This is a genomic window from Actinomycetospora sp., assembly GCF_055612215.1.
The window spans coordinates 1-1,231 of record NZ_JBVPVA010000679.1 but is presented as its reverse complement, the minus strand read 5'-3'; the positions used below and the strand labels follow the sequence as shown (position 1 = coordinate 1,231).

1 protein-coding gene is annotated in these 1,231 nt (G+C 75.9%); it reads right to left on the bottom strand.

The features are described 5' to 3' along the window. Positions 1-1,231, bottom strand: a 1,231-nt coding sequence (locus tag AC0CYZ_RS18620; protein ID WP_472218001.1) for a hypothetical protein, incomplete at both ends; no start/stop codon positions are given.

Sequence of the window (1,231 nt, the reverse complement as noted above, 5' to 3'; positions counted from 1 at the left end):
GCAGCCGTAGGCGAGCGCACCGATCTCGCCGGGCGCGAGCACCGACTGCCCCGGGGGCACGGCCCGGCCGAGCTGCTCGCCCGCCGCGAGGTACTGGCCCGACGTCGCCCAGTTGCCGAACAGCGCCGGGAAGGGCCACGGCACCCCGAGCGCGGTCTGCAGCCCGATCCCGGCGCCGGCGACGACGGCGAGGGCGGCGGTGAGGGCGCCGATCCGGCGGCCGGAGAGCTCCGCGGCGCCGAGGGCCGCGCACACCGTGATCAGGCCGAGGGACGGGGCGTAGTACCAGAGGTAGGACGAGACGCCCATGGCCGCGTAGACCCCGTAGTGCGCGAGGGCGCCCACCCCGCAGGCGACGACCACCCGGTCGGCGAGCACCCCCGAGCCGCGGGACCAGGCGAGGGCGGAGGCGACCAGCGCGCCGAGCCCGGCCACCACGACCGCGGCGATCAGGACCATCGCGACCGGCCAGCGCTCGACGAAGAACAGCGGCCCGTTGCCGAAGACCTCGCCGTTCGGGAACGCCCCGCCGGTCTTGATCACGAGCGTGTCCGGCACGAAGCCGCCGAGCACGAACCACGACCAGACGTGCCAGGGCAGGACGACGACCGCGGCGACGCCCCAGGACAGGAACATCCGGCGCGGCGCCCGCGGTGCGGTCCCGAGGAAGAGCACGGCCAGCACCAGGACGGCGGGCACGGCGAGGTCGGGTCGGCACAGCACCGCGAGACCGGTGACGACGCCGGCCGGGACCGCCCGTCGCTGCGCGGCGTAGCGGGCGACGCCGACCATCAACGCCGCGCCGAGGAACGACTCCATGCCGACGACGCTGGCGAAGATCGGCGACGTCACGAGCAGCCCGACGACGAGGCCGGCCACCACGGAGCGCCGACGGCCCAGCACGTGCGCGAGCCCGGCCGCCCAGCCCCCGGCCAGGGCCGTGGCGAGCACGAGCACGAGACCCGCGGCGACCACGGGACGACCGCCGCTCGCGAGGATGCCGGCGGCGAGCAGCCAGACGTTGAGCGGGGACGTCGCGGTGTTCGAGTCGCGGAACTGCGTCAGACCCCAGTGGCCGTGCTCGGCGAGGTTCCGCGCGTAGTCCAGCGTGATGTAGGAGTCGTCCGGCATCCCGCGGTGCGCGAGCAGGAACAGCACCGCGCCGGCCAGCGCCCCGAACACCGCGCCCGGGACCCAGATCGCCCACCGGGTCCGCCACCCGGACCCCACG